Source organism: Pseudomonas sp. NPDC096925 (assembly GCF_044762545.1).
Classification (GTDB): domain Bacteria; phylum Pseudomonadota; class Gammaproteobacteria; order Pseudomonadales; family Pseudomonadaceae; genus Aquipseudomonas.
Map to the genome: position 1 here is coordinate 618,940 of NZ_JBIWEM010000002.1, position 20,579 is coordinate 639,518.

Below are 20,579 nucleotides of genomic sequence, written 5' to 3' on the forward strand. Positions count from 1 at the left end.
CCCTTACCCCGCATGCCTCAGGATGTAGCGAATGAAGGCATCCAGTTTGGGTAGCGCGCTGCGCTGGCGCAGATAGACCAGGTTGACCGGGCGGGTAGCGGGCAGGAAGTCGTCAAGCAGTGTGACCAGGCGCCCTGCGCGAAGGTCCTCGGCCACCAGGAACTCGGGTTGCAGCAGGATCCCGTTGCCTGCCAGGGCGGCCAGCCGCAGTGCCTGGCCATCGTTGCTTTTCAGCACCCAGTGTTCCGGCCAGGGGTATTCCTTGCCAGCGTCCAGCAAGGGCCAGGTGAAACGGTTGGTCCATGTGGAGTGCGCCAGTAACCTGTGCCCGGCCAGGTCTGCCGGAACGGCTGGGCGCCCGTGCCTGTCCAGGTAGCCGGGGGCGGCGCAGATCACCATCCGATAGGGGCGCAGTGCTTTGGCCACCAGATCTGCATCACCCAGGTTGCCAATGCGCAAAGCAGCATCGAACCCCTCGGCCATCAGGTCGACGACACTGTTGCTGAGCACCAGATCAACGCGCACGTCCGGGTGTTCGGTGAGAAAGCCGGCAACCAGCGGCGCGAGCAGCGACGAGCCCAGGGTCATGGGGGCGCTGATACGCAATAGTCCGCTGGGTGCCTGTTGCAAGCTTTCAACGCGCTCATAGGCCTTGCGAACCTGGTCCAGTGCCTGCCTGGACTCTTCGTAGAACACGCGGCCTGCTTCGGTGACGTGCATGCGCCGGGTACTGCGCTGGATCAGTTCGACCTGCATTGCATCTTCAAGTTGGCGGATATACCTGCTCACCATTACCACTGACAGGTCCAGGTGCTCGGCGGCCTGGCTGAAGCTGCCCTGTTCGGCGACGCTGACAAATACCTCCATGGCGCGCAGGCGGTCCATATTTTAACTCCTGGTTAAATATGATTGAACAATACCTGTATTTATTAACAAATTGTTTTTGCTTACCGTGAAGACTGTCAAGTCATCAATGAGGTAAGCCCCGTGGCGCCCTTGCATTCGCTGCTCGAACATTTTCCACAAGTCAGCCTCGTCGACCGGCCAACACCCATTCAGCGCCTTGAAGGCCTTGAGCATTCGCTCGGGCTGCTTAAGCGCGGCATCAAGCTGTTCGCCAAGCGTGACGATTACATGGCCCTGGGCGGCGGTGGCAACAAGCTGCGAAAGCTTGAGTTTCACCTTGGCGAGGCCCTTCGAGACAAGGTGGATGTGGTCGTGACAATGGGTGGGCTGCAATCCAATCATGCACGTTTGACTGCGGCAGCCTGTGCGAAGCTGGGCATGCGTTGCGAACTTGTGCTGGGCCGTGCCGTACCCCGGGACGATGAAGAGTACGAGCACAACGGCAATGTGCTTCTGGATGAGCTGTTCGGGGCCGTCGTGCATATCGTGGCTGAAGGTTTTACCACGGCGAGTTGGGCCGACACCCGTGCACAGGAACTGCAAATGCAGGGCTGCAAGGTCAAGGTTATTCCCACCGGCGGCTCGACAGCCGTGGGGGGCCTGGGCTATGCCAAGGCCGCGCTGGAAATCGCCCGGCAGGAAGCCAGCATGGGCCTGAAGTTCACGCACATGGTCATGGCCAATGGCAGTTCCGGCACCCATGCGGGCATGGCCGCCGGGTTTGCTGCGATGGGGCGGGCGCCGGGCTTCATCAAGTCCTTTGCGGTACTTGCCGAGGCGCCTGAATCGCACCGTCGCACGCTTGAACTTACCCGGCAGACCTTGGAACTGCTTGGCAGCGAGCAGGTTATCGAGCCGCCAATGATTGCCGTCGATGGTGCACATCGCGGCGCGGGCTATGGTGTTCCGACGAAAGCCATGTTGTCGGCGTTGCAACTCATGGCCCGTTCCGAGGGGCTGTTGCTTGATCCGGTCTACTCCGGAAAAGCGTTCGCCGGCCTGGTCGCCGACCTGGAAAGCGGCTTGTACGCACAGGGTGACAACATCTTGCTGCTGATGACCGGTGGGGCGCCGGGGATCTTCGCTTATCGGTCGGCCCTGCAGGGCGCATAGGTACGAGTGCGCCGGGTGCTTATGCCTGCGCATGATGAATGTGGGGTCTACCTTGAGTAGGCGCACCCGCGGCTGTCGTTTCAATTACCTGAGGTCGTGTGAAATGAGTAACCCGATTCAAGTGCCCAGGATCGCCGATCAAGGTACTGAAGATGTTGATACCGTCGAGACGAACGAGTGGCTGGATGCCCTGGAGGGCGTAGCACGCACCGAGGGCAGTGGGAGGGTGGAATTCCTGCTGCAACGCCTGGCCGAGCATGCCGGCCACCTGGGGGCTCGAATCGCTGCCAACCCATACTCGCTTTACCAGAACACCATCGCCGTGGAACAGCAACCGGAGTACCCCGGTGATCTGGCGATGGAAGAGCGCATTACCTCGATCATTCGCTGGAACGCGCTGGCCATGGTGGCCAAGGCGAACAAGGCCTATGGCGAGCTGGGCGGCCATATCGCCAGTTACGCCTCTGCCGCGGAAATCTTCGAAGTGGGCTTCAACCATTTCTTCCGTGCCGATACTGCACAAGGCAAAGGCGACCTGGTGTATTTCCAGCCGCATTCCGCGCCAGGTGTCTATGCCCGCGCTTTCCTGGAGGGCCGGCTGGAGCAACAGCAACTCGAGCGTTATCGGCAGGAGGTGGATGGCGGCGGGCTGTGCTCCTATCCCCACCCTTGGCTCATGCCGGACTTCTGGCAGTTTCCGACCGGCTCCATGGGCATCGGCCCGATCAGCGCAATCTATCAGGCCCGCTTCCTGCGCTACCTGCAACACCGTGGCATTGCCTCGACCGAAGGGCGTCATGTCTGGGGGGTATTCGGCGATGGCGAGATGGACGAGCCGGAATCGGTCGCAGCACTGTCGCTTGCCGCACGGGAGAAGCTGGACAATGTCACCTTCGTGATCAACTGCAACCTGCAGCGGCTTGACGGGCCTGTGCGCGGTAACGGGCAAATCATCCAGGAGCTGGAATCGCTGTTCAAGGGTGCTGGCTGGAACGTTATCAAAGTGGTCTGGGGCTGGGGCTGGGATGCCCTGTTCGCCCGGGATCACCACCACGTTCTGCTGCGCCGCCTGGCCAGCACCGTCGATGGCCAGTACCAGGCCCTGGGTGCCAACGATGCAGCCTACAACCTTGCGCATTTCTTCGACCTCGACCCGGAGCTGCACGCGCTGGTCGCTCACATGAGCCCGGCCGAAATCGATGGCCTGCGTCGCGGCGGCCACGATTTTCGCAAGTTGCACGCTGCATTCGACGCAGCGAAGCGCCACAAGGGGCACCCGACGGTCATCCTGGCGAAGACCAAGAAGGGCTTTGGCATGGGCCAGGCCGGCGAATCGCGCAACACCGCGCACCAACAGAAGAAACTGGACGTCGAGGCGCTCAAGGCGTTTCGGGACCGTTTTGCGTTGCCGCTGGATGACCAGGCAGTGGAGGAGATGCGCTTTTATCGACCGCACGATGACAGCCCAGAACTGCGCTACTTGCATGCCCGTCGGCAGTCGTTGGGTGGTTACCTGCCTCGACGCACCAGCCTGGCCCCCAGCATCGCGGTACCGCCGCTTGCCGACTATGCGCGGTTCGCCCTGGCCCCTGACGATCGTGAGATTTCCACCACGATGGCTGTGGTCCGGCTCTTCACCAACCTGCTCAAGGACAAGCAGCTCGGCCCACGCATCGTGCCCATCGTGGCCGACGAGGCGCGTACCTTTGGCATGGCCAATCTGTTCCGCCAGGTTGGCATCTATTCACCGGTTGGCCAGCTCTACGAACCGGAAGACGCCGGTGCATTGCTGTACTACAAGGAGTCCACCGACGGCCAGTTGCTGGAGGAGGGCATTACCGAAGCCGGTGCTGTCTCTTCGTGGGTCGCCGCAGCGACCTCCTACAGCGTCAACGGCGAGCCGATGCTGCCGTTCTATATCTACTATTCGATGTTCGGTTTCCAGCGCATCGGCGACCTGATCTGGGCGGCTGCCGACCAGCGCGCCCGTGGCTTCCTGATTGGCGCCACCGCTGGCCGCACCACCCTGGCAGGCGAGGGCCTGCAACACCAGGACGGTACCAGCCAGCTCATCGCCTCCACGGTGCCGAACTGCCGCGCCTACGACCCGGCGTTCGCCAGCGAGGCGGCCGTGATCATCGACCATGGCAGCCGACGCATGCTCGAGCAGCAATGCGATGAGTTCTACTACCTGACGGTGACCAACGAGAACTACACCCAGGCCCCGCTGCAGGACAGCGAACACGACGATGTGATCCGTGGCATGCGCCTGTACGGCACGCGCGGAGCCGATGAGCCTGCGGTACGCCTGCTGGGTTCCGGCGCCATCATGCGGGAGGTGATCGCCGCCGCCGATTTGTTGCTGCAGGACTGGGGTATCAGTAGCCAGATCTGGAGTGTCACCAGTTTCTCGGAGCTGGCATGCGATGCTCGCGAGGTAGAGCGCCAGCGCCTTTTCGGCAGCCAGTGCGAAGGGCAGAGCCACTTGCAGCGCTGCCTGCCCGGGCCTGTGCCGGTGGTGGCGGCCAGCGACTACGTGCGTGCTTATGCCCAGTTGATCGCTGCCCATGTCAGCGCGCCGTTCACCGCCCTGGGTACCGATGGCTTTGGCCGGAGTGACACGCGCTCGGCACTGCGTCGCTTCTTCGAGGTTGATCGTCAGCACATTGCCCTGGCGGCATTGGCAGGCATCGATCCTGGCAAGCACGCCGCAGCGCGGCTGCGTTATGGCATCGACGCACACGCCGAGGCACCCTGGAACCGCTGAGTATCTGCAAGCCGGCCAGCGTGCTTGGCCGGCAACCCGCGGGGCCAGCGGGTTGCCTCAGCATTTGGCGCGCTAAAGATTCCATGGAGTCTCCCACAGGATTTGCGCAGCCCTTGAACCTTGCGCGTAACTTGTGGGAGCCCGATTCACCCGCGAACACCGGCAAAGCCGGTGCCATCCGCCGCCTCAGGTTCTATCCGTCGTTACGGTTAAAGCCACGCCTTGATCTGCCTCGACACAGCGTCAGTGGAGATCCCGTATCGGTCATGCAAAGTCGGCAGTGCACCCGCATCGAGAAACGCATCCGGTAGCGCGATCTGGCGGAAGGTGGGTGTGACCCCATTGCGCAGCAGTACGCCCGCCACTGCTTCCCCCAGGCCCCCTATGATCGAATGGTTTTCCGCCGTGACCACCAGGCGGCCAGGCTTGCGTGCCTCGGCGAGGATGGTCTGTTCATCGAGCGGTTTGATGGTAGGCACGTGCAGCACCGACACATCCACGCCGTCCTTTTGCAACTGCTCCGCAGCCTCCAGGGCGCGCATGGTCATGAGGCCACTGGCAATCAACAGCACGTCTCGGCCACCGCGCAGCACCTGTGCCTTGCCCAGCTGGAACTGGTAGTCGTAGCGATCGAGCACCAAGGGTACGTTGCCGCGCAGCAGCCGCATGTAGACCGGACCCTGATGGGCAGCGATCGCTGGCACAGCCTGTTCGATCTCCAGCGCATCGCAGGGGTCGACGATCATCAGGTTGGGCATCGCCCGGAAGATGGCCAGGTCATCCGTGGCCTGGTGGCTAGGGCCATAACCGGTGGTCAGGCCAGGCAGCCCACAGACGATCTTGACGTTGAGGTTCTCTTCTGCGATTGCCATGCAGATGAAGTCATAAGCCCGACGGGAAGCGAACACCGCATAAGTGGTGGCAAAGGGGGTCATGCCTTCCCGTGCCATGCCGGCGGCGGCGCTCATCAGCAATTGTTCGGCCATGCCCATTTGATAGAAGCGCTCGGGGTGGGCTTTGGCGAAGATGTGCAAGTCGGTGTACTTGGACAGGTCGGCACTCAGTCCAACTATATCCTGACGTTGCTCGGCCAGGCTTGCCAAGGCATGGCCGAACGGGGCAGGGCGGGTCGGCTGACCGTCGGCGGCAATCGAGGCGATCATGGCCGAGGTGGTCAGGCGCTTCTTGGGTGAGTTCACAGTGCTCATGCTTGGCTCCCGGCGTCCAGCGCTTTGAGGGCGAGGTCCCATTCGTTTTCATCGACGCGAATGAAGTGCGTCTTGTCGCGGTTTTCCAGGAAAGGCACGCCTTTGCCCATGCGGGTATCGCAGATGATGACGCGCGGTTGTGCCCCGGTGTGGGCGCGGGCCTGGTCGAAGGCGCCGACCAGCGCATCCAGGTCATTGCCGTCCACTCGCTGGACGAACCAGCCAAAGCTTTGCCAGCGGTCGACGATTGGCTCGAAGGCCAGTACCTCACTGGAATGACCATCCGCCTGCTGGTTGTTCACATCGATGATGGCGATCAGGTTGTCCAGCCGCCAATGGCTGGCCGACATGGCAGCCTCCCAGGTCGAGCCCTCGTTGAGCTCGCCATCGGACAGCAGGTTGTACACCCAGCTGTCCGACCCCTTGCGTTTGAGCCCGAGACAAGCGCCGACGGCGATGCCCAAGCCGTGGCCGAGCGAGCCACCGGTGATCTCCATGCCTGGGGTGTAGGCAGCCATACCGGACATGGGCAAGCGGCTGTCGTCGCTACCGTAGGTTTCAAGCTCCTCCTCGGGGATTACGCCGGCCTCGATCAGTGCGGCATAGAGGGCGATCGCGTAGTGCCCGATGGACAGGTAGAAGCGGTCGCGTTGCTCCCATTCGGGGTTGCCGGGGTCGATGCGCAGCGCATGGAAATACGCTACTGCCAGCAAGTCGGCGGCGCCCAGAGCCTGGCCGACATAGCCCTGGCCCTGGACTTGCCCCATGCGCAATGCGTGGTGGCGGATATTTCGGGCGCGCACAGCCAGCGGCAGCGCCTCAGTGTAGGTAGGCACAGCAGTCATTGAGGTGACTCCTTTATCGAATCAACGATTGACCAGATGGGCCGGTACTCGCGACACCAGGAAGGCGCCAAACATGAGTACGGCCGTGATGAGATACATGCCGATGGCATTGCTGCCCAAGGTGGTAGTGACCCAGCCGATCAGGTACGGCGAGCAGAAACCGGCGAGGTTGGCAAAACTGTTCACCGCCGCGATGCCTGCTGCCGCCGAGACACCTCCCAGCAACGTGGTGGGCAGCATCCAGAACAGCGAGGAGGCGGACAGCACCCCTGCCGCAGCCAGGCACAGACTGAGGATCGACAGCGTCAGGCTGCTGCCCAGTGCTGCGGCGAGGCTCAGGCCAAGTGCGCCGATCAGCATGGGGATCGCCAGGTGCCAGCGGCGTTCACGGTGACGGTCGCCACTGCGCCCGGCCAACAGCATCGCGACAATGGCACACAGGTACGGCAGGCTGGTCAGCAGGCCGATGTGCAAAGGTTCGTTGACGCCGGCATTGCGTACCAGCGTAGGTAGCCAGAACGTGATTGCGTACTGGCCCATCACCACGCAGAAGTAGATACCCGCCAGCAACCAGAGCCGACGGTCGCGGATGAATTCGGCCACCGAGCCGTGGTTCACCTTGTGTTGCTCGTCTTCAGCCAGTTCCTTGCGCACCAGGGCTTTTTCTTCGTCGCTCAACCAATGGGCCTGATCGACGCCATCCTTCAGGTAGCTCAGCACCAGGATGCCCACCAGCACGGTGGGGATGGCTTCGAGCAGGAACATCCACTGCCAGCCCGCCCAGCCGTGCACGCCGGCAAAGCGCTCCATGATCCAGCCCGACAAGGGGCCACCGATCATGCCCGAGAGCGGAATCGCGATGAACCACAGCGCGGTCATCTTCGCCCGGCGGTAAGACGGGAACCAATAGGTCAGGTACAGCAGAAGCCCCGGTGCCAGGCCTGCTTCGGCGATCCCCAGCAAAAAGCGCAGGGTATAGAATTGCCAGGCTGTCTCTACCAGGGCGAACATCGCCGAGATGATGCCCCAGGTGATCATGATGCGAGCGATCCAGCGTCGAGCGCCCACTTTGTGCAGAATGATGTTGCTGGGCACCTCGCAGAGAAAGTAGCCAATGAAGAACATGCCAGCGCCCAGTCCGTAGACCGCTTCGGAAAGGGCAAGGTCGTCCATCATCTGCAGCTTCGCAAAGCCGACATTGACCCTGTCCAGATAGGCGCACAGGTAGCAGAGCATGAGAAAAGGCATCAGTCGCCAGGCCGTTTTACGGTAGGCGCTGCTGCGTGCGGCGGATGCCGCATCGAGCGCTATTGTGGTCATTCGTTCTGATCTCTTGTTGTTATCGAACGCGTGACCTGCGCCGGGTCAGGTGCAGGTCACGATGCACCGGATGCTCAGTGGATCAGCATCCCGCCGTTGACATCCAGGGTAATGCCCGTCAGGTAGCTGGACAGGTCACTGGCCAGGAACAATGCCGCATTGGCGACATCGCGCGCCTCACCCAGGCGGCCCAGCGGGATGCCTTCGATGATGGCGTGACGGCGCTCATCCTGCATGAGGCCACCGGTGATGTCAGTGTGAATCAGGCCTGGGGTGATCGAGTTGACGCGAATATTGTCCGGTCCCAGTTCACGGGCCATCGCCTTGCCCAGACCGAGCACGCCAGCCTTCGCTGCGCTGTAGTGGGGGCCACCGAAGATGCCGCCACCACGTTGGGCAGACACCGACGACATGCAGATGATGCTGCCGGCGCGTTGCGCACGCATGGCTGGGATCACCGCCTGGGACATCAACAATGTGCCACGCAGGTTCACGTTGAGAATCCGGTCATAGTCAGCCCCGGTGATTTCCAGGGTTTTCACCGGTTGAGTGATACCGGCGTTGTTTACCAGCACGTCGATCCGACCGAATTGCGCGAGTACCTGGGCGATGGCATCACGTACCTGTGCTTCATCGGCAACGTTGGCAGCCAGGCCAAGGTGGCCTTCGCCAAGTGAAGCGGCAGCTTCGGCTGCGGCAGTAGCGTCCAGGTCGAGGATGGCGACTCTGGCGCCTTGGTCGGCAAACGCCTGGGCTGTTGCCCGGCCGATACCTCGGGCAGAGGCCGCGCCGGTGATCACGGCAAATTTTCCTGTTAACAGCATCGAGGTTGCTCCAGATGATTATTGTTGTGAGCGACGGTTCCGGCAGAACCGATAGGCACAGCTTCGTCCCGGACAGCACCCCGAGCAACGCTGCCTCTTTCACCCGGTGCTGAAAAAAATTCAGCCCTCGACTTGTGCCTGGGGCTTACAGGAAGGTAAAAGCCTTGGTACCGCTGTGAATCCTTCAGGAATGGTCATGAGCCTGGACAACCTTCGAAAACTTCCTCAGATCCCTTCCCTGAAAGCAATTCAGGCCTTCGAGCAAGTTGCTCGTTTCGCCAACGTCGCACGTGCCGCAGAGCAGTTGAACCTCACGCCCTCTGCGGTGAGCCACCAGATTGCCAATCTGGAAGCCTTGATCGGTCGCCCATTGTTCATTCGCGAGGCACGGGGTGTTGCGCTGACCCCGGCAGGCGAGCAGTACCTGCGCGAGGTGTCAGGCATATTGCAGAGCCTGGCTACTGCCACCGAGCGCGCTGGCAACTCGGTGGGCTTCGATTGCCTGCGGCTTCATTCCGCACCTAGCTTCGGCCTGCTCTGGTTGCTACCGCGCCTGGACCATTTTCGTAACAGTCACCCGCAAATCCAGATCAACCTGTCGTGCTCCTACGAGTCGCTGCACTTCGGCCGTCATCAGATCGACCTGGATATTCGTCATGGCTACCCCAACTGGCCCAGCCTGGAAGTGCGCACCATCCGACATGAACGTGCAACTGTGCTGGCCTCGCCACGGCTTCTCGAGCGTACGTCTATCGAGCAGCCCAGCGATCTGCTGGGGCAGAACCTGATCCTGTCGGAAGCCGCGTTGGTGCAATGGCCCCAATGGTTCGCCCAGCAAGGTGTGGCGTTGCCTCAGTCCCCCTACGCACTGAGCTTCGATCGCTCCTACATGAGCCTGGAGGCCGCCAGCCATGGGTATGGGCTGGCCTTGGAGAGTTCCCTGCTGGCGCAGGACTATATCGCCCGCGGCGAGTTGGTACCGGTATTTGCAGAAGACCTGGCGACGCCCGTCAGTGCCCACCACCTGGTCTTTCCTCGAGGCCATGCTGAAACCCGCAGGGTTCGACAATTCCTTGAATGGGTGCAGGGCCAGCTCGGTCATGATTTCAATTACTGAGAGCAGTCCGCACGACAGACTGTTGGGTGCAACAAGGGGCTGATCGCTATCGCATCGATGCCATGGTGGGATACAGGCATAGTGAAGCACGATTGAATGGTGTTGCATAAAAGGTCTAAAGTCGTTCGAAATATGACTTGGACGGTCTTGGTGGGTGGCGCATAGGATTGCAGCCACTGGAGTTCACAACCGACTCCCTCATCAGGAAAATGCACATGAACCTCAAATCCCTTATCGCCAACCCGCTGGGCTTCGGTACCGCCCCACTGGGCAACATGTTCCGCAACGTACCTGAAGACGAAGTACAGGCTACCGTCGATGCCGCCTGGAACAACGGCGTGCGCTACTTCGACAGCGCGCCGTTTTACGGTGCCGGCCTCTCCGAAAGCCGCCTGGGCAATGCCCTGGCCGGTCGCCCACGTGACGAGTACGTGCTCAGCACCAAGGTCGGCCGCATCATCCTCGATGAACTGGAAGACCCGGCTGCCCGTGAACTGGGCGAAAAAAGCGGCCTGTTCGAGCACGGCAACCGCAACCGCATCGTCAACGACTACAGCGCCGACGCCACCCTGCGCTCGATCGAAGACAGCCTGCGCCGCCTGAAGACCGACCGCCTGGACATCGTCTGGATCCACGACATCGCCCAGGACTTCTACGGTGACGAATGGCTGAGCCAGTTCGAAGTCGCCCGTACTGGTGCCTTCCGCGTACTGACCCGTCTGCGTGAAGAAGGTGTGATCAAGGCCTGGGGCCTGGGTGTGAACCGCGTCGAGCCGATCGAGCTGACCCTCGACCTGGAAGAAGCCCGTCCGGACGGCTTCCTGCTGGCCGGCCGATACTCGCTGCTGGACCACGACCGCGCACTGCAACGCGTCATGCCGCAAGCGGTGGAGCAGGGTGTCGGCATTGTCGTGGGTGGCCCGTACAGCTCGGGTGTTACTGCCGGCGGCGAGCACTTCGAGTACCAGAAAGCCACCCAGCCGGTGCTGGCCAGGCTCGAGCGCATCCGTGCCGTGGCCCGTGCCCATGGCGTGGATGTGAAGGCGGCGGCCCTGCAGTTCGCCCTGGCACACCCGGCCGTGGTCTCGGTGATCCCGGGCTCCACCCGCCCGGCGCACGCCAACGAAGACCTCGCCGCCCTGAGCAAGGTGATTCCGATGGCCTTCTGGAACGACCTGCGCCAGCAAGGGCTGATCAACGCCCAGGCTCCGGTACCTGCTGTTTGAACCGATCTTGCAGGGCCGCATTGCGGCCCTGTCTACCCCGAATCAATGGGGCCACGCCCCGAGGAGAATCACCATGGCAACTGCACAAGCTTCCATCACCCTGGCAACCGATGCCAACCGCGTCTGGCAACTGATTGGCGGTTTCGACGCGCTGCCCGACTGGCTGCCGTTCATCCCCGAAAGCACCCTGAGCGAAGGCGGCCGCGTTCGAACCCTGAAGAGCGTGGCTGGCGACACCATCATCGAGCGCCTGCTGGACTTCAACGAGGCCGGCCGCAGCTACAGCTACACCATCCTCACGGGCCCGGCGCCGGTGCGTGACTACCAGTCGACCCTGCGCGTGGTGGTTGAAGGTAGCGGCTCTCGTGTGGAATGGTCCGGGTCGTTCGTGCCGGTGGGTATCAGCGATGCTGAGGCAACTGCGTTGTTCGCTGGCATCTATGAAGACGGCCTGGCGGCGCTGAAGAAAGGGCTGGAAGGCTAAGCGGTTTTCTGGAAGGGCTTGCCCGGCGACAGTGTCAGGATCCGAATCCCGAGGCGTCGCTGGGGGCTAGCTGTCCAGTCAACAGAAAGCCATATGGCATCAGACCTCATCGGTAATAAGTGATAGGGAAAGGTCCTACAACTCCATCGGAGGTTTCGCTGCCCGGTCCGGGTTGTACATCTTCAGGGTATCGCTACCATCAGGGCTCGGCGCTTCCAGGGAGATTCCAGTGACTATTTCCGGGCCCTTGGGGTCACTCAATAGCTATCTGTGCTCAGCCTTGTTGATTCTGTTGTGTCTATTGGGTGTATTCCCGCTGGATGTAATCCTGCCATCATTCCCTGCGCTCGCAGACGAGTTTCACGTCGAGTCACAGCAGATAGCCTACTCGGTGAGCTTCTTTGCGTTTGGTGTCGCCTTGGCGCAAATCGTGATCGGGCCATTGTCGGATGGCATGGGGCGCAAGCGGTTGTTGCTCGCTGGGTTGGGAGTGTCCATTGCAGGGGCAGTGGGTTGTGTACTTTCAACCCGCTATGAGACGTTCATGGCGTTCCGTTTGCTGCAGGCCCTGGGTTGCGGGAGTTTCGTGCTGGGCCAGGCGCTCGTGCAGGATCTGTACAGTGGTAGACAGCGCAATGCCATGCGTATCCTGCTGACCAGCGCAAGTGGGCTGTTCATCTCGTTGTCACCGGTCGCAGGCGCTTTTCTCCAACAATCCTTTGGCTGGAAAGGCAGCTTTACGGTATTTGCTTTCATAGCCGTGATCGTTTCATGCCTGTCATATGCATTGCTGCAGGACACGCCTGCATCGCGAGGCCGTAGTTCGGGCATGCGCAGCTATTGGGTCATGCTGCGTGATACGACCTATCTTGCGCACTCCCTGCTGTCCAGCCTCGCGTTTGCCTGCCATTTTTCCTTCATCGTGGTCGCGCCATTGGCGTTGATGGACCGCCTGGGGCTGACGCCATATCAATTCTCGGTGGTATTTATCGCCTATGGGCTTGCGTATATCGCTGGCGGAGCAGCTGCGACCTACTTGAACAATCGTGTAAGCCCGCAGGTTCAGATCAAGACAGGATTCCTGCTTATAGCTGCCGGGGGCATCACACTGTTGATCTGGGAGCAGCTAGCGGGATTGACGGTGGCGGGGCTGCTGCTGTCGATGATCATCTGCACGACCGGGACAACGCTGGTGCGTCCTGCTGCAACGACCCAAGCCTTGGCGCGCTACCCGCATCAGGCCGGTGCGGCAGCGTCGCTCAATACGACGTTGTTGTTCGTAGGTGGTGGTCTGGCTGGCAGTCTTGTTGCTGGCGTCGAAAGCGAACTGCCGATGAGCCTGGGGCTTTTGTTCCTGGGTGTCAGTTTGTGCGGATGGCTACTGCTTGCATGCCTGACGGAAACGCTATCGAGCACTCGAACTTGATAGCAAGCGAGCCATCCTCGGTGAAAGCGATTACGGCGTAGCTGAGGTGTTGATCAGGCCCAGATACCAAACAGCACCAACGCCGCCACGCCAAGTCCGACCGCAACCGAACAGCCGCCCAACGACAGTGCCGCCCGACCTTGCCGGTACCAGCCGTCCTGGCCCAGTTGCCGTGCCGGTGCCAACAGGCTGCGCCAGTGCAGTTCCGTGTCATGGAACGCCTGCAGATTCGCCATGTCCGCATCCAGCCAACGGCGAAAATCAATCCGCTCGCACGCCGTCACCTGTGGGCTCTGCAAGCGCACGTACCATTGCCCGGCAACACTCGCCAGCACATCCCGGCGCGAGCGGCCGGCCTGCAGTGCCTGGTCCATGTGCCGCTCGATGCTCGCCAATGGCAGGTCGAGGCGGGCGGCGATGCTGGCGAAATCCAGTTGGTCGAGTCGGTTGAGCAGGAACACCTGTTGCACACGCCGTGGCAGGCGCTTCAGGGCGTACAGCAGGGCGTCGTCGACATGATGTTCGGCAGCAGGGCCTGGGTGCTCAAGGGGCAGCAGCAGACGGGTCATGGACAGCTCCTTGCTCTGGTAAGGGGGAGAGGGGTGGGGGCATCTTCCGTGATGCATGATCAGCGTAGGCGAAACGAGATTGATTCTCAAGTGCTGATTCCGCAAAGTTTTGTAATGAGCGTTCACGCCCTGAAACACCTTTGCTATCATGCGCGCCATCACGATCTTCATTAGCCTGAAGAGCCAAAAAAAAGACCCAGCAAAAAGCCGGGTCAAAAACCGTGATTAGCCTGATGAGGAGATAATCTGAGAGCGACCTAAGCTCCAGGTTATCCAGCAGATCTTGCGATCAGCTGAGTGCAATAATAATCGTTATCATTTGCCAGTCAAATGAATTTTCGCTAATCCGGTAAAAAAGTTTTACCGGTGCGCTTCCTTGTCCCGGCAATCGGGGCTTTGCCGTTACCCGGCCATCACGTTCTCTCCCTTCTTTTCGTCTCTACAAACCCGGTTCCCCGGTGCGTTTGTGCTCCAGCAGTGCGCGGGCCATGTCCATCATGTGCATCAGGGCGAAGGTCAGCTCGCGCTGGCTGCCCTGCTGGTGGGTTGCGGTCTCCTGTGCGGTGGCGGCGGCGCAGCGCAGCAGGGCGATGGCGTGCTCCTGCGCCTGGTCGGTGGTTACGCCCTGGTGCAGGGTCCAGATCTTGTTGTCCAGAGTGGGACGCGGTGGGTTGGGGTTGAGGTAGTAGTCGAGAGCGCGGCGGGCGGCTTCGCTGTCGAGATCTGTTTCGTCGTTTTTCGGTGGTTTCATCCTGATACCTGCTAAAGCCAGTAGGGAAAGGGTCCAGGTCGATACTAATACCTAAAGTATTTTTATGCCTTCCGATAAATAATACTGAATGTTTATTGAGCGCCAGAAGGCAGTCCGTATCGTGCCAGCGATGAATATGGATAAATGGATTGCCCTCGTCCGTGACCGGATGGAGGAGCTAGGGCTCACTCAAGAGCAGCTTGCCGAGCGCGTTGGCGTGTCTCAGGGCAGCGTCGGGCATTGGGTGAACAAGCGGCGGCAGCCGAAGATCGAGTCGATGAACCGCACATTCGTCGAGATTGGCATGCCCCACTACAACGTCAGCCTACAGCTGCGCATTATTGGTCAGGTTGGCGAGGAACGCGGTATTTACGAGGTGGATGACACCGATGACGACCTGGACCTCATGCAATACATCGTGTGCTTCCGCTACCCGGTGCTGGGTTGGGAAGAGTTAGGTATCGCAGAGGGGGTGGAGCCAGGTGTGTTCGAGCAGACTGACTACCTGGCCCAAGGCAAGGCGTTCTGGCTGACCGTCGAGAATGATGCGATGAGTGCCGCCAGTGGCCGCAGTGTGCCGCAGGGTATGCGGATGTTGGTGGACCCTGGGGTAGATGCCGAGCCAGGGCGTCTGGTTATCGCTCGTCAGCCGGGCAAACCGGCGATCTTCCGTGAGTTGGCGGAGGAAGGTGGGCAACGGTACCTGAAGGCACTTAACAGCAACTACCCGGCGCTGCTGTGTGAGGATGGCTGCGAGTTTCTGGGCGTGGTCGTGCGGGTGCATGGCTCCTTCTAGATTGCCGGGGCTGCTGCGCAGCCCTTTCGCGACACAAGGCCGCTCCTACAGGGATGGCGCAAGTCTTGGAGCTGCAGTATCCGCTCATGGAAAACTGGATCGCATTTCTCAAACGCTACAAGCGTGAACACAACCTCAGCCAGCTCAAGCTGGCCGAACGCCTGGGGATGACACAGGGCGGCGTAGGGCATTGGTTGCGCGGTACACGACGGCCGACACTGGAGACCATCAACGAAAAGCTCGAGAAGCTTGGGTTGGGGTCTCTGGAGGCCCAAGTCATGGTGGTTGAGCGTGGCATAGCGTCTGAAGCCTCAGGGGGTTGTAGAAGCTATCGCTTCCCCGTGCTGAGCTGGGCTGATTTGCAGGGGCCTATGCCTGACGCAAGCAAATCCCATGAACAGACGGACTATATGCCCGCCGGCAATGCGTTCTGGCTGGTGGTGGAAAACGACTCGATGAATGCCGCCAGTGGCAAGAGCGTGCCTGAGGGCATGCGTGTGCTGGTGGATACCGGCCTGCCGGCAGAACCAGGGAGGTTGGTAATCGCGCGGCAGCCCGGGCGGCCGGCAGTATTGCGGCAGTTGGTCGAGGAGGGCGGAGACAAGATGCTCAAGCCGCTGAATACGCGCTATCCGACAGTCCTGTGTGAAGAAGGCTGCGAGTTTCTGGGCGTGGTCGTGCGGGTGCATGGCTCCTTCTAGATTGCCGGGGCTGCTGCGCAGCCCTTTCGCGACACAAGGCCGCTCCCACAGGTACGGTGCATGCCTTGAGGTTGGCGCGGTACTTGTGGGAGCGGCCTTGTGTCGCGAAAGGGCCGCAAAGCGGCCCCCAGGACGCTTACTCTGCCAAATCGACCAGCACCGTCCCTTCGCTGACCATATCCCCTTCCTGGCAGAACAACGCCTTCACCGTGCCGCCATGCGGCGCGCGAATGCTGTGCTCCATCTTCATGGCTTCCAGCACCACCAGCGCCGTACCCGCTTCCACCACCTGCCCCGGCTCCACCAGCACCCGCACGATGCTGCCGTTCATGGGCGCACCCAGGCCACCCTGGTGGCTATGGCTGGCCTCGGCCTCGGCAATCGGGTCGAAGGCTTCGATGGCATGCATCTCACCCTCCCAGTGAAGGTACAGCGTGCCACCGCGGCGGATCGCCAGATGCTGGCGACGCACGCCCGCCTGGTCATGTACCAACTGCTCGCCCACCAGCTGCCAGGTAGACGCAGCGCTGCGCTCCAGGGCTACTGCCTGGTCCTGCCCGCCACTCACCAGATGCAGGCTGCTGCGCGCCGGCAAGCCAAGGCGCAGGCCATTGCGCTCGGCCCATGGCGAACTGCGGTCGTCCTCCCGCTGATGTGCGGCCTGACCCTGCAGCCAGGCCTCGGCCGCCGCTTCCCAGAAGCCTGCCGGCAGCGCTTGCGGTGCGGGCAGCAAAACCGCCTGATGACGCGGAATGAAGCCGGTATCCAGCTCCGCTGCCGCAAACGCCGGGTGGGCGAGAATGCGCCGCAGGAAGGCGATGTTGGTCTTCAACCCGCCAATGGCAAACTCGTCGAGCATGGCCAGCAAGCGCAGGCGTGCCTGTTCGCGGTCTTCGCCCCAGGCGATCAGCTTGCCCAGCATCGGGTCGTAGAACGGCGACACCACATCGCCTTCGCTGACCCCGCTGTCCACCCGTCGCCCTTCGCCGGCTGCCGACTCGCGGTACAGCGCCAGCTTGCCGGTGGCGGGCAGGAATTCGTTGGCCGGGTCTTCGGCGTACAGGCGCACTTCGATGGCATGGCCGATCAGCGGCACCTGGTCCTGGGTAATCGGCAGGGCCTCGCCGCAGGCCACGCGAATCTGCCAGGCCACCAGGTCCAAGCCGGTAATGGCTTCGGTGACCGGGTGCTCCACCTGCAGGCGGGTGTTCATCTCCATGAAGAAGAACTCGCCGCGGGCATCGAGCAGAAACTCCACGGTACCGGCGCCCACGTAGCCGATGGCCTGGGCTGCGCGTACCGCCGCCTCACCCATGGCCCGGCGCAATTCGGGTGACAGGCCTGGTGCTGGGGCTTCTTCCACCACTTTCTGGTGACGACGCTGGATCGAACAATCACGCTCGTTGAGGTACAGGCAGTTGCCGTGCTGGTCGGCGAATACCTGGATTTCCACGTGACGAGGCTTGAGCACGTATTTTTCCACCAGCATGCGCGCATCGCCGAACGATGACTGCGCCTCACGCTGTGCCGAGGCCAGGGCGTCGGCCAGCTGGCTTTCCTCCTCGACCACTTTCATGCCCTTGCCACCGCCGCCGGCGCTGGCCTTGAGCAGCACCGGGTAGCCGATGCGTTCGGCGGCGGCGCGGAAGGTGTCCAGGTCCTGGGCTTCGCCGTGGTAGCCCGGCACCAGCGGCACGCCAGCGGCTTCCATCAGCGCCTTGGCCGCCGACTTGCTGCCCATGGCGTCGATGGCGCTGGCCGGTGGGCCGAGGAAGATCAGCCCGGCCTCTTCGATGGCGCGGGCAAAGCCCGCGTTCTCGGACAGGAAGCCATAGCCCGGGTGGATGGCCTGGGCGCCGCTGGCCTTGGCGGCGGCCAGCAGCTTGTCGACCAGCAGGTAGCTTTCGGCAGCCTTGGTGCCGCCGAGGTCGACGCGGATATCGGCTTCGCGGCTGTGCCGGGCATCACGGTCGGTGGCGCTGTGCACGGCGACAGTGGTCAGGCCCATGGCCTTGGCGGTGCGCATCACCCGGCAGGCGATTTCGCCGCGGTTGGCGACCAGCAGGGTGGTCAAAGCGGGGCGGCTCATGGGCGCGGCTCCTTCTTGTCATCGGTTTGCCAGGCGGGGCGGCGTTTTTCCAGGAAGGCGCGCAGGCCCTCCTGGCCTTCGGCGCTGACGCGGATGCGGGCGATGGTGTTTTCGCAATAGCGGCGCAGCGCCGGGCTGAGTTCGCCGGCGTCCACTTCGCGCAGCAGGTCCTTGGTGGCGCGCAGCGCTTGCGGGCTGTTCTGCAGCAGGTTGGCGACCCAGGCTTCGACCTGGGCGTCCAGTTCGCTGGCCGGGTACACCTCGGCCAGCAGGCCCAGCTCGCGGGCCCGCACGCCACTGAAACGTTCGGCGGTGAGGGCGTAGCGGCGTGCGGCGCGCTCGCCGATGGCCTTGACCACGAACGGGCTGATCACTGCCGGGGCCAGGCCGATGCGCACTTCCGACAGGCACAGCTGGGCGTCTTCGGCGCCGATGGCCATGTCGCAGCAGCTGATCAGGCCCAGCGCGCCACCAAAGGCGGCACCTTGGACCACGGCCAGGGTCGGCACCTTGAGGCGGTGCAGGGCATACATCAGTTCGCCCAGCTCGCGGGCATCATCCAGGTTGGTGTTGAAGTCCAGCTGCGCCGACTGCTGCATCCAGGCCAGGTCGGCGCCGGCGCTGAAGTGTCGGCCACGGCCGCGCAACAGCACGAAGCGCAGGCTGGCGTCCTCGGCCAGCTGGTCGAGGGCGACGATCAGTTCGCGGATCATCTGCGCGTTGAAGGCGTTGTTCTTGTCCTCGCGGCTCAGCCACAGGGTGGCGAAGCCGCGCGGGTCGCGGATCACTTCGAGGGTGCTGAAATCGCTCATGGTCACATCCGGAAAATGCCGAAGCGGCTCTGTTCGATCGGTGCGTTCAGCGCGGCGGACAACGCCAGGCCGAGCACGTCGCGGGTCTGTGCCGGGTCGATGACACCGTCGTCCCACAGGCGGGCGCTGGAATAGTAGGGGTGGCCCTGATGCTCGTACTGGTCAAGGATCGGCTGCTTGAGCCGGGCTTCGTCCTCGGCGCTGAACGGGTGGCCACTGCGCTCGCTCTGTTCGCGCTTGACCTGGGCCAGCACGCCGGCGGCCTGTTCGGCTCCCATCACGCCAATCCGCGCGTTGGGCCACATCCACAGGAAGCGCGGGTCGTACGCCCGGCCGCACATGCCGTAGTTGCCGGCACCGAAGCTGCCACCGATGATCACCGTGAACTTCGGCACCTGGGCGCAGGCCACGGCGGTGACCAGCTTGGCGCCGTGCTTGGCGATGCCGCCTTCCTCGTACTTTTTACCGACCATGAAACCGGTGATGTTCTGCAGGAACAGCAGCGGGATGCCGCGTTGGCAGGCCAGCTCGATGAAGTGCGCGCCTTTTTGCGCGGCCTCGGCGAACAGGATGCCGTTGTTGGCCAGGATCGCCACCGGGTAGCCGTGCAGGTGGGCGAAGCCGCACACCAGGGTGGTACCGAACAGCGCCTTGAATTCATCGAACACCGAGCCGTCGACCAGGCGCGCGATCACCTCGCGCACGTCGAACGGTTGCTTGGCATCGGCCGGCACCACGCCGTACAGCTCGTCGGCGGCGTACAGGGGGGCCACCGGGGCCTGGCGCTGCAGCTTGCCCAGCTTGTGCCAGTTGAGGTTGGCCACGCTGCGTCGGGCCAGTGCCAGGGCGTGTTCGTCGTTGTCGGCGTAGTGGTCGGCCACGCCGCTGGTGCGGCAGTGCACATCGGCGCCGCCAAGGTCTTCGGCACTCACCACTTCACCGGTGGCGGCCTTTACCAAGGGTGGGCCGGCGAGGAAGATGGTCGCTTGCTGGCGCACCATGATCGCTTCGTCGGCCATCGCTGGCACGTAGGCACCGCCGGCGGTGCACGAGCCCATCACCACGGCAATCTGCGGAATGCCCAATGCGCTCATGTTGGCCTGGTTGAAGAAGATCCGCCCGAAGTGCTCGCGGTCGGGGAACACTTCATCCTGGCGTGGCAGGTTGGCGCCGCCGGAGTCCACCAGGTAGATGCACGGCAGGCGGTTCTGCAGGGCGATGGTCTGCGCACGCAGGTGCTTCTTCACCGTCAGCGGGTAGTAGGAGCCGCCTTTGACCGTGGCGTCGTTGGCCACGATCATGCATTCCACGCCTTCGACGCGGCCGATGCCGGCGATTACGCCCGCAGCAGGCACGTCTTCGCCATATACCTCATGGGCTGCCAGTTGGCCGATTTCGAGGAACGGCGAGCCCGGGTCCAGCAGGCGGTCGATGCGCTCGCGCGGCAGCAGCTTGCCGCGCGAAGTGTGCCGCTCCTGGGCCTTGGGCCCACCGCCCTGGGCCACCTGGGCGAGCAGGCCGCGCAGGGCCTGGACCTGTTCGAGCATGGCCGCGCTGTTGCCGGCGAACTCCGCCGAACGCGGGTTGATCTGGGTGTGCAAGGTAGCCATGTACGCGCGTCCCCT

General features: G+C 62.5%; 18 protein-coding genes. 8 read left to right on the forward strand and 10 right to left on the reverse strand.

Annotation, left to right across the window (positions count from 1 at the left end; genetic code table 11):
* Positions 1-3: 3 nt before the first annotated feature.
* On the reverse strand, positions 4-885 hold the full coding sequence (locus tag ACIQYU_RS08795) for a LysR substrate-binding domain-containing protein (protein ID WP_063912637.1): 882 nt from the start codon (positions 883-885) through the stop codon (positions 4-6).
* Positions 886-996: 111 nt separating this feature from the next.
* Here ACIQYU_RS08795 and ACIQYU_RS08800 point away from each other — a divergent pair, with 111 nt between their 5' ends.
* Together ACIQYU_RS08800 and mdeB are read left to right on the forward strand one after the other, a co-directional pair.
* Positions 997-2,019 (forward strand): D-cysteine desulfhydrase family protein, encoded by a 1,023-nt coding sequence (locus tag ACIQYU_RS08800; RefSeq protein WP_402799050.1) that lies wholly within the window; start codon positions 997-999, stop codon positions 2,017-2,019.
* Positions 2,020-2,122: 103 nt separating this feature from the next.
* A complete protein-coding gene (gene mdeB / locus ACIQYU_RS08805) occupies positions 2,123-4,786 on the forward strand; it encodes an alpha-ketoglutarate dehydrogenase (protein ID WP_402799053.1) in 2,664 nt (887 codons plus the stop codon).
* Positions 4,787-4,995: 209 nt separating this feature from the next.
* Here mdeB and ACIQYU_RS08810 read toward each other — a convergent pair whose 3' ends face one another.
* The 4 genes from ACIQYU_RS08810 to ACIQYU_RS08825 form a co-directional block, all read right to left on the reverse strand.
* Entirely contained in the window at positions 4,996-5,994 is a 999-nt protein-coding gene (locus tag ACIQYU_RS08810) for a transketolase family protein (protein ID WP_015271019.1), read from the reverse strand.
* Entirely contained in the window at positions 5,991-6,839 is an 849-nt protein-coding gene (locus ACIQYU_RS08815; RefSeq protein ID WP_063912634.1) for a transketolase, read from the reverse strand. Before ACIQYU_RS08815 ends, ACIQYU_RS08810 begins: the two co-directional genes overlap by 4 nt.
* A gap of 21 nt (positions 6,840-6,860) precedes the next feature.
* On the reverse strand, positions 6,861-8,159 hold the full coding sequence (locus tag ACIQYU_RS08820; RefSeq protein ID WP_108480834.1) for an MFS transporter: 1,299 nt from the start codon (positions 8,157-8,159) through the stop codon (positions 6,861-6,863).
* A gap of 74 nt (positions 8,160-8,233) precedes the next feature.
* Complete coding sequence (locus ACIQYU_RS08825) at positions 8,234-8,983, reverse strand: SDR family NAD(P)-dependent oxidoreductase (protein ID WP_063912632.1); 750 nt, start codon at positions 8,981-8,983, stop codon at positions 8,234-8,236.
* A gap of 196 nt (positions 8,984-9,179) precedes the next feature.
* Here ACIQYU_RS08825 and ACIQYU_RS08830 point away from each other — a divergent pair, with 196 nt between their 5' ends.
* The 4 genes from ACIQYU_RS08830 (at position 9,180) to ACIQYU_RS08845 (ending at position 13,236) form a co-directional block, all read left to right on the forward strand.
* Positions 9,180-10,100 (forward strand): LysR substrate-binding domain-containing protein, encoded by a 921-nt coding sequence (locus ACIQYU_RS08830; RefSeq protein ID WP_063912631.1) that lies wholly within the window; start codon positions 9,180-9,182, stop codon positions 10,098-10,100.
* 215 nt (positions 10,101-10,315) lie between these two features.
* The gene (locus ACIQYU_RS08835; RefSeq protein WP_233693657.1) at positions 10,316-11,326 is read left to right on the forward strand and encodes an aldo/keto reductase; all 1,011 of its coding nucleotides are present in this window, start codon (positions 10,316-10,318) and stop codon (positions 11,324-11,326) included.
* A gap of 73 nt (positions 11,327-11,399) precedes the next feature.
* Positions 11,400-11,810 carry an SRPBCC family protein gene (locus ACIQYU_RS08840; protein ID WP_233693656.1) on the forward strand — a complete coding sequence of 137 codons (411 nt, stop codon included), beginning with the start codon at positions 11,400-11,402 and terminating at the stop codon, positions 11,808-11,810.
* 235 nt (positions 11,811-12,045) lie between these two features.
* The gene (locus ACIQYU_RS08845) at positions 12,046-13,236 is read left to right on the forward strand and encodes a Bcr/CflA family efflux MFS transporter (protein WP_402799502.1); all 1,191 of its coding nucleotides are present in this window, start codon (positions 12,046-12,048) and stop codon (positions 13,234-13,236) included.
* A 53-nt stretch (positions 13,237-13,289) separates the two neighbouring features.
* On the opposite strand, the gene ACIQYU_RS08850 is transcribed toward ACIQYU_RS08845, so the two are convergent.
* Together ACIQYU_RS08850 and ACIQYU_RS08855 are read right to left on the reverse strand one after the other, a co-directional pair.
* Positions 13,290-13,805, reverse strand: a complete 516-nt coding sequence (locus tag ACIQYU_RS08850; protein ID WP_063912627.1) for a DUF4880 domain-containing protein — start codon at positions 13,803-13,805, stop codon at positions 13,290-13,292.
* Between the two features lie 439 nt (positions 13,806-14,244).
* Positions 14,245-14,556: a DUF6124 family protein gene (locus ACIQYU_RS08855; protein WP_284379437.1), complete on the reverse strand. Its 312-nt coding sequence runs from the start codon at positions 14,554-14,556 to the stop codon at positions 14,245-14,247.
* An 88-nt stretch (positions 14,557-14,644) separates the two neighbouring features.
* Between ACIQYU_RS08855 and ACIQYU_RS08860 the strand changes: the two genes are divergently transcribed.
* Positions 14,645-15,352: a LexA family transcriptional regulator gene (locus tag ACIQYU_RS08860; RefSeq protein WP_284379434.1), complete on the forward strand. Its 708-nt coding sequence runs from the start codon at positions 14,645-14,647 to the stop codon at positions 15,350-15,352.
* Positions 15,353-15,438: 86 nt separating this feature from the next.
* Positions 15,439-16,053 (forward strand): S24 family peptidase, encoded by a 615-nt coding sequence (locus ACIQYU_RS08865; protein WP_333956890.1) that lies wholly within the window; start codon positions 15,439-15,441, stop codon positions 16,051-16,053.
* Between the two features lie 136 nt (positions 16,054-16,189).
* Here ACIQYU_RS08865 and ACIQYU_RS08870 read toward each other — a convergent pair whose 3' ends face one another.
* From ACIQYU_RS08870 to ACIQYU_RS08880, 3 genes are read right to left on the reverse strand one after another with little or no spacing between them, the layout of a single operon-like run.
* Positions 16,190-18,142 (reverse strand): acetyl/propionyl/methylcrotonyl-CoA carboxylase subunit alpha, encoded by a 1,953-nt coding sequence (locus tag ACIQYU_RS08870; protein WP_207831102.1) that lies wholly within the window; start codon positions 18,140-18,142, stop codon positions 16,190-16,192.
* Complete coding sequence (locus ACIQYU_RS08875; protein WP_233686908.1) at positions 18,139-18,954, reverse strand: gamma-carboxygeranoyl-CoA hydratase; 816 nt, start codon at positions 18,952-18,954, stop codon at positions 18,139-18,141. Before ACIQYU_RS08875 ends, ACIQYU_RS08870 begins: the two co-directional genes overlap by 4 nt.
* 2 nt (positions 18,955-18,956) lie before the next feature.
* Positions 18,957-20,564, reverse strand: a complete 1,608-nt coding sequence (locus tag ACIQYU_RS08880; RefSeq protein ID WP_207831107.1) for a carboxyl transferase domain-containing protein — start codon at positions 20,562-20,564, stop codon at positions 18,957-18,959.
* Positions 20,565-20,579 lie beyond the last annotated feature (15 nt).